Source organism: Halomonas sp. BC1, from assembly GCF_002078135.1.
Lineage (GTDB): Bacteria > Pseudomonadota > Gammaproteobacteria > Pseudomonadales > Halomonadaceae > Vreelandella > Vreelandella stevensii.
Genome location: NZ_LFGS01000001.1, coordinates 11386 through 19353, shown reverse-complemented (window position 1 = coordinate 19353; position 7968 = coordinate 11386). Strand labels below are relative to the sequence as shown.

General features: G+C 60.1%; 6 protein-coding genes, 1 tRNA gene and 1 other RNA gene. 4 read left to right on the top strand and 4 right to left on the bottom strand.

Annotation, left to right across the window (positions count from 1 at the left end):
• Positions 1 to 163 precede the first annotated feature (163 nt).
• The 4 genes from B7L72_RS00090 to B7L72_RS00075 form a co-directional block, all read right to left on the bottom strand.
• Positions 164 to 787, bottom strand: a complete 624-nt coding sequence (locus B7L72_RS00090; protein WP_217806015.1) for a DUF1788 domain-containing protein — start codon at positions 785 to 787, stop codon at positions 164 to 166.
• Positions 788 to 950: 163 nt separating this feature from the next.
• Positions 951 to 1553 (bottom strand): DUF1819 family protein, encoded by a 603-nt coding sequence (locus tag B7L72_RS00085; RefSeq protein WP_139788403.1) that lies wholly within the window; start codon positions 1551 to 1553, stop codon positions 951 to 953.
• 205 nt (positions 1554 to 1758) lie between these two features.
• An RNA gene (gene ffs / locus B7L72_RS00080) (signal recognition particle sRNA small type) lies at positions 1759 to 1855 on the bottom strand.
• A gap of 45 nt (positions 1856 to 1900) precedes the next feature.
• Positions 1901 to 1974: transfer RNA gene (locus B7L72_RS00075), tRNA-Met, on the bottom strand.
• 191 nt (positions 1975 to 2165) lie between these two features.
• Here B7L72_RS00075 and betI point away from each other — a divergent pair.
• From betI to B7L72_RS00055, 4 genes are all read left to right on the top strand, one after another.
• Complete coding sequence (betI, locus tag B7L72_RS00070) at positions 2166 to 2789, top strand: transcriptional regulator BetI (protein WP_176212805.1); 624 nt, start codon at positions 2166 to 2168, stop codon at positions 2787 to 2789.
• A 10-nt stretch (positions 2790 to 2799) separates the two neighbouring features.
• Positions 2800 to 4269: a betaine-aldehyde dehydrogenase gene (gene betB / locus B7L72_RS00065; RefSeq protein ID WP_081191883.1), complete on the top strand. Its 1470-nt coding sequence runs from the start codon at positions 2800 to 2802 to the stop codon at positions 4267 to 4269.
• 55 nt (positions 4270 to 4324) lie between these two features.
• Positions 4325 to 6028 carry a choline dehydrogenase gene (gene betA, locus B7L72_RS00060; RefSeq protein ID WP_081191881.1) on the top strand — a complete coding sequence of 568 codons (1704 nt, stop codon included), beginning with the start codon at positions 4325 to 4327 and terminating at the stop codon, positions 6026 to 6028.
• A gap of 195 nt (positions 6029 to 6223) precedes the next feature.
• Positions 6224 to 7968: acyl-CoA dehydrogenase (locus tag B7L72_RS00055; RefSeq protein WP_081191895.1), on the top strand; the 1745-nt coding region annotated here is incomplete at its 3' end.

Below are 7968 nucleotides of genomic sequence, written 5' to 3'. Positions count from 1 at the left end.
CCGTTGATTGACCGGCTAAGCGGTTTGAGGAAGAGCTCTTGAATGTGCATATCAGTCCTGTAAATGTTTCAACCTTGGATGTTTCAAGCCAAGAGATCTCGGAGTTTTGAAGGCCACTCCTCAGCGAGCGAATACAACACACCGAATTCCGCCACCCGTTGCGCTAGGGCACAAGCGCAAACGCACGGTAGTAGTTGTTGCTTTCCATTCGCTTGAACAGCGACATCGTCTGCCCATCGTAACGGCCTGGATAGAACAGCACCAACGGCTTATGACCGAGTGGCCCGTGTAGCGCATTTAGCAAGCTGTGCGCACGCACCATGGGCCATAGGCTACCCACACCGGAAAGCAGTACGATATCGGGGTCATGCGACAAGGAGTGTCGGAGCAGATAGGGAGCAAACTTACCCATGTGCAGTGGCCCACGCAGCGCCTTGAGCAGTGCTGCATCGCCTTTGCTTTTTTGCATGGCAATGGCTTTATCCAGGAAGCCGCGCTCGGCCAGGTAATCCTTTAGGACTTCCAGCAGGTTGACCTGTGCCATTTTGATATCAGGGTGCTGCCGTGCCATTAACGAGGGGAGGAAATTCAGATAGGCACGCACCTGCAGCTCATGTTCGGGCGCGTAATCAAAAATCCAGAAGCCAATTTCATTACCCAAACCCTGACCTGCTAGAAAGTCGGGCTGAGAGATTTTTTCAGCCACCTGGTTCAACCGTGCCCGAAGAAGGTCATCCTCGGGGTATTTGAAACCACCAAGGTCTGGGTAATGAGCGCTCTGTGACATGCGGATGCGTCCCTGTGTCAGGCATGTGTGATGCGAGAGGTTGTCTAATCCAAACGGCTGATTAAGCAAGACTATGCCGCCAGCGACACAGCTTGCAAGATCTACTTAGCCGCGTTTTGACGAAGCCACGGCTTTTTGACAAGCAGACCTGTGATATGAGTACCTATCTCAGCAAGCGACAACATGCGTTTAAGCGAATGTGCTGGTAGGTCTCAAGCAGGATTTTTATCTCTGGCCGAAGCAACAGTGGCTGTAATTTGCGCGATCGGCTGGATTCCAATACGCCAACTTCCGTCAGCATACGATATACCACCTGACCCATTTTACGCCTGGAGCTCTCCGCCCACCCTGCGATTGCTTTATCGCGATGAGTACGCTCGGCTACAAAGTCAGCCCATTGGTAGGCCTGAAGTGTTTCCGCCTGCGTTAAAAATGCATCAGCGACGACACTTTCGAGGAATTCAACGAGCAGCAGATTACGTGCCATGGCCGCACAGAAAGACACCTGCCTGGCGAGCTGATCGTCGCCATCGCGCAGCGCTTGCCAAAACGGTGGCTCCAGCTTCTCCAGACGCTTGCGAATCGCCTGCCCTGTACGCCTGGCAGTGGCGGGACGGTTCTTCTGAAGGCGGTTATCAACGATGATTGCTTGATGCCACTGCTCTTCATCGGCATCAGACAGCAGCAAATCGGCAACGGCGCGGCTCTCGCGCACCATCAGCCCACCGCCGATCAAGTCAGAATTGTAGCTGAAAGAACCAGTCACTGAGTATTCACCTATACCGTTCGTGTAGCGTCCTATTCCTATTAGGGCGCAGCTCAATAAACAGCATCATCGTATTGATGCATGATCGCCAGGAATCAGTGAGTCAAAGGGGCGCTTGAGGGGAATATAGAGCCAACTTGCAAGTAGTATTCGACATGCTCAGCGGCAATAGCTGGAAATAATAGTAGACCAGAAATGGAGGCGGCCCCAAAAGCCACATCCCGGCACACGCAGCCACCACTACCGTTGCTCCCTTCCGGGCCTGGCGGGGTTCGCAGTTTAGCGTTGCGGGAGGACCTAAGGGGCCACCATGACGGCACACAAGAGAAGCGTACCTGGCTGACCGGTGGCTACGCCCTGATTTGAACAGGGGACCCCATCATTATGAGTGATGTGCTCTAACCAGCTGAGCTACGTAGCCTTTCCGACATCAGCGGGTGCAGAGTATGCCAATCTCGTTGGCAAAAGGCAAGTCACTCGCCGCAGGTATTTCATTTCCCAATGAACAAGACAGCCCGCAAGTACCGTCAATTGCCTTTTATTGATTGAACGTTCAATAAAAAAGTGCCATGATAATTTTCATCATCCTCGAAGAGTGTTCAGGAGATCGCCGTGCCTAAGGTGGGAATGGAACCAATACGTCGTCAGCAGTTGATCAAGGCCACCATGGCCGCCATCGACGAAGTGGGCCTGGCGGAAGCGACGGTCATGCGCATTGCACGGCATGCCGGAGTCTCGGCAGGCATCATCAGCCACTATTTCGGCGGCAAGGATGGCCTGCTCGAAGCCACCATGCGCCAGATGCTGACCGACCTGACCGATGCCGTTGCGGCGCGCCGCCAGGCGCTGGACGACGACTCGCCCCGCGCTCATATTGGCGCCATCATCGAAGGAAACTTCGACCGCTCCCAGGTGACCGGCCCTGCCGCCAAGACCTGGCTCGCTTTTTGGGCCAGCAGCATGCACAAGCCCGTGCTGCAACGTCTACAGCACGTCAACGACCGTCGGCTATATGCCAACCTGTGTCATCAGTTCCGGCGCGTCATGCCGCATCGCGATGCGCGCAACGCCGCGCGCGGGCTGGCTGCCATGATCGATGGTCTTTGGCTACGCGGCGCCCTGGCGCCGGAAGGGCTGGATGCGCAGGAAGCACGGCAACTGGCCCACGCCTATCTGGATCAACTGCTGGCCCACCACGGCTGCCTGAAGCACTCCACCGCTGACGCATCATATTAAGGAGACCCCCATGGCCCATCAGGACGTACTTCCTCTATATATCAATGGCCGCACGGTCGCGGCGACGTCAGGTGACACCTTCACCGTCACCAACCCCTACGATGGCTCGCTGCTCGCCACCGTTGGCCAGGCAAGCCAGGGCGATCTCGACGAGGCCGTGCGCACCGCGCAGCAAGGCCAGCGGGTCTGGGCGGCCATGACCGGCATGGAACGCTCACGCATTATGCTGCGCGCGGTGGCACTGCTACGCGAACGTAACGACGAGCTTGCCGAGCTGGAAACCCGCAACACCGGCAAGCCCATCAGCGAAACTGCCAACGTCGATATCGTCACCGGCGCCGATGCACTGGAGTATTACGCAGGCTTGGCCCCCGCCATCGAGGGCAGCCAGATACCGCTGCGCGAAAGCTCGTTCGTTTATACCCGCCGGGAACCGCTGGGTGTGATCGGTGCCATCGGCGCCTGGAACTACCCCATTCAGATTGCCTGCTGGAAAGCCGCGCCTGCGCTGGCGGCGGGTAACGCCGTGGTCTTCAAGCCCAGCGAGGTCACGCCGCTGACGGTGATGAAACTCGCCGAAATCTTCACCGAGGCAGGCCTGCCAGATGGCGTCTTCAACGTCGTTCAAGGCGACGGAAAAGTCGGCGCCATGCTCACCGAGCACCCCGGCATTGCCAAGGTATCCTTCACTGGCGAAGTGGGCACCGGCAAGAAAGTCATGGCCGCTGCCGGTGGCTCCACGCTCAAGGACGTGACCATGGAGCTGGGCGGCAAATCGCCGCTGATCGTGTTTGCCGATGCCGACCTGGACCGCGCCGCCGATGCCGCCATGATGGCCAACTTCTATTCGAGTGGCCAAATCTGCACCAACGGCACACGTGTCTTCGTCGAGCGCAGCGTCAAGGAAGCCTTCGAAGCCAAGCTGGTCGAGCGCGTGGCGCGCATCAAGGCCGGTGACCCCATGGACCCCAGCATCAATTTTGGCCCGCTGGTCAGCTTCGAGCATCAGGAGAAAGTGCTCTCCTACATCGCCCTGGGCAAAGAGCAAGGAGCCCGCGTACTGGCCGGTGGCGAACAGTGGAATAGCGGCCCATGGGCCAACGGCGCATGGGCGGCCCCCACGGTGTTCACCGACTGCACCGACGACATGCGGATCGTGAAAGAGGAGATTTTCGGCCCGGTCATGTCGGTGCTTGCCTTCGATGATGAAGACGAAATGATTCGCCGCGCCAACGACACCCTGTACGGGCTGGCGGCCGGGGTGTTCACCGAGAGCCTCAACCGCGCCCACCGAGTGATTCACCAGCTGGAAGCCGGCATCTGCTGGATCAACACCTGGGGTGAGTCGCCGTCGGAGATGCCGGTAGGCGGTTACAAGGAGTCGGGCATTGGTCGCGAGAACGGCGTCGAGACGCTCAATCACTACACCCAGACCAAGTCCGTACAGATCGAGATGGGCCCGTTTGAATCGGTGTTTTAAGGCGCCCACCGCCACCGTTTGATGCTCTTCATGTCGTCTTTGCCAAGGTAAACGAATGTCGCAAGTACGTGAATTTGATTATATCGTCATTGGCGCTGGCTCAGCAGGCAACGTGCTGGCCACGCGCCTGACCGAAGACAGCGATGTCAGCGTGCTGCTGCTGGAAGCAGGCGGCCCGGACTACCGCTTCGATTTTCGCACCCAGATGCCCGCCGCACTGGCGTTTCCACTACAGGGTAAACGCTACAACTGGGCGTTCGAAACCGACCCCGAACCGCATATGGACAACCGCCGCATGGAGTGCGGACGAGGCAAGGGGCTGGGCGGGTCTTCCTTGATCAACGGCATGTGCTACATTCGCGGCAATGCCCTCGATTACGACCACTGGGCCAAGCAGCCCGGGCTCGAAGAGTGGGATTACCTGAGCTGCCTGCCCTACTTCAAGAAGTGCGAAAACCGTGACATCGGTGCCAATGAGTATCATGGCAGCGGTGGCCCGGTAAGCATCACCACGCCCAAGGCGGATAACAACCCGCTGTACCGAACCTTCATCGAAGCGGCCAAGCAAGCGGGCTACCCGGAAACCGAAGACGTCAACGGCTATCAGCAGGAAGGGTTTGGCCCCATGGACCGCTTCGTCACGCCCAAGGGGCGGCGCGCGTCCACGGCCCGTGGCTACCTGGATACCGCCAAACAGCGTAGCAACCTGACCATCGAAACCCATGCCGTCACGGACGTGATCGAGTTCGAGGGCAAGCGTGCCGTGGGCGTCCGCTACGAACGGAAGGGCCAACCAACGCAGGCCCGAGCACGTCGTGAAGTGCTGCTGTGTGGCGGTGCCATTGCCTCGCCGCAGATTCTGCAGCGTTCAGGGGTGGGCAACCCGGAGTGGCTGAAAGAGCTGGGCATCCCCGTGGTACATGAACTGCCCGGCGTCGGCGAAAACCTCCAGGATCATCTGGAGATGTACATTCAGTACGAGTGCAAGGAGCCCATCTCCCTCTACCCGGCGCTGAAATGGTACAACCAGCCGAAGATTGGTGCCGAGTGGCTGTTCAAGGGAACCGGCATTGGGGCCAGCAACCAGTTCGAATCCTGCGGGTTCATCCGCTCCAACGACGGGGAGGAGTGGCCCAACCTGCAATACCATTTCCTGCCCATCGCCATCAGCTACAACGGCAAAAGCGCGGTAGAGGCCCACGGCTTCCAGGCCCACGTCGGTTCCATGCGCTCCGAGAGCCGTGGCCGCATCCGGCTGACTTCCAAAGACCCCCACGCCGCGCCCAGCATCCTGTTCAACTACATGGCCAAGGAGAAGGACTGGCAGGAGTTCCGTGATGCCATACGCCTGACCCGCGACATCATCGCCCAGCCCGCCTTCGACGCCTACCGTGGGCGTGAAATTGCCCCCGGCCCCGAGGTACAAAGCGATGCCGAGCTGGACAGCTTCGTCAAGCAGCACGCCGAAACCGCCTACCACCCCTGCGGTAGCTGCCGGATGGGCGAAGACGCCATGGCCGTCACCGATGCCCAGGGCCGCGTGCACGGCCTGGAAGGGCTACGAGTCGTGGATGCTTCACTGTTCCCGGTGATTCCTACCGGTAACCTGAATGCACCCACCCTCATGCTGGCCGAAAAGATCGCCGATCGCATTCGCGGTCGCGAGCCCCTGCCCCGCGCCCAGGTCGATTACTACATTGCCAATGGGGCACCTGCCAAAGGAGCGGTCGATAAAGGAACGCCCGCCCCGCAGGCCTGAGCCAACCTGTACACGCTGATCCAGCAACCCGCGCCATGGTATTCGCCATGGCGTTTTTTATGCCGCAACTGAGCTACAGTGAAGGGTATAGAGCGAACGTATAAGGCCGAAACGCTTGCACAGTGCCAAGCGATTCTGCGAATATTCAAACATACGTTTAAATACCTTCAAGACCATCCATCTATGGAGAACCCCATGCTCACCCTACTACTCATCGTGCTGGCCGTGGCTGGCCTGCTGGTGGTGATGCGCCGCGAGGCAGGCGCACCTCCTGCCCTGGCCCTGCTGGGCGTACTGGGCCTGGTCGGCATCGTGCTGGGCGCCCCCGTAACGGGCACCCTGCTGCTGATCGGCGCTTTGGCCGTGGCCGTGGCCGGCTTGCCCGCCCTGCGTCGCCTCTGGTTGACCCCACGCATCTTTGCCACCTTCAAGAAAGTGGCCCCCAAGGTGTCTGCCACCGAGCGCACCGCGCTGGAAGCGGGCAGCGTCTCCTGGGATGGAGAGCTGTTTTCCGGCAAGCCCCAGTGGCAGTCGCTGCTGGATTTCAAGGATGACGGCCTGAGCGAAGAAGAGCAGGCCTTTCTGGATGTGCAGTGCGCCAAGGCGGCAGGCATGTGCAACGCCTGGGACATCGCCAAGGAGCGTGCCGACCTGCCCCAGGAACTGTGGGATTACCTGAAGAAGGAAGGCTTCTTCGGCATGATCATCCCGAAGGAGTATGGTGGTCTGGGCTTCTCTGCCAAGGCGCAATCCATGGTACTGCAGAAGCTTTCCGCCAACGAAACGCTGATGGTGACCGTCGGTGTCCCCAACTCCCTGGGCCCCGGCGAGCTGCTGCTCAAGTACGGCACCCAGGCACAGAAGGATCACTACCTGCCGCGCCTGGCCGATGGCCGTGAAATCCCCTGTTTTGGCCTGACCGGCCCCCGCGCAGGCTCCGACGCCACCTCGCTGCCGGATACCGGCGTGGTCTGCAAGCAGGTCATCGATGGCCAGGAAGTGGTCGGGGTGCGCCTCAATTTCGAGAAACGCTGGATCACCCTGGCGCCGATTGCCACTGTAGTGGGCTTGGCATTCCGCCTGTTCGACCCGGAAAAGCTGCTGGGCGACGAAGAAGACCGTGGCATTACGCTGGCCTTGATCCCGCGTGACACGCAGGGCATGGAGATTGGCCGCCGCCACCACCCCATCGGCAGCCCCTTCATGAATGGCCCGATCAAGGGCAAGGACGTGTTCGTACCGCTGGACACCATCATCGGCGGCCCGGACATGATCGGTCAGGGCTGGCGGATGCTGGTGGAGTGCCTGTCGATTGGCCGCTGCATCACGCTGCCTTCGGGCGCTACTGGTACCGCCCGCTATGCGCTGGGCTGGAGCGGCGGCTTTACACGGGTACGTCGTCAGTTCAACGTGCCGGTTGCCGAAATGGAAGGCGTACAGGAGCCGCTGGCTCGCATGGCCTCGCTGGCCTACATCTCTGCCGCCACGGTATACCAGACCGCCAACCTGATCGACCACGGCGAAAAGCCCGCCGTCCCCTCGGCCATTCTGAAAAGCCAGCTGACCGAGTTCCAGCGCGTGCTGCTCAGCGATGCCATGGACGTTCACGGCGGCAAGGCCGTGACCCTCGGCCCACGCAACTACCTGGGCATCGGCTATAGCGCTAACCCCGTCGCGATCACCGTGGAAGGGGCCAACATCATGACCCGCAACCTGATGATCTTTGGTCAGGGCGCCATCCGCTGCCACCCCTACGTGCTTGAGGAGCTGGCCGCCAAGGATGCCAACGACGCAAAAGCATTCGACAAGGCGTTCTTTGGTCATGCGGGCCTGATTTTCGGCAACGCGGCCCGCGCCTTCACGCAGGGCCTCGGCCTCGGCAAGCCCAGCGTACCGTTCAGCGGCCCGGCCGTTGGCTACGCGCAGGACATCGCGCGCCT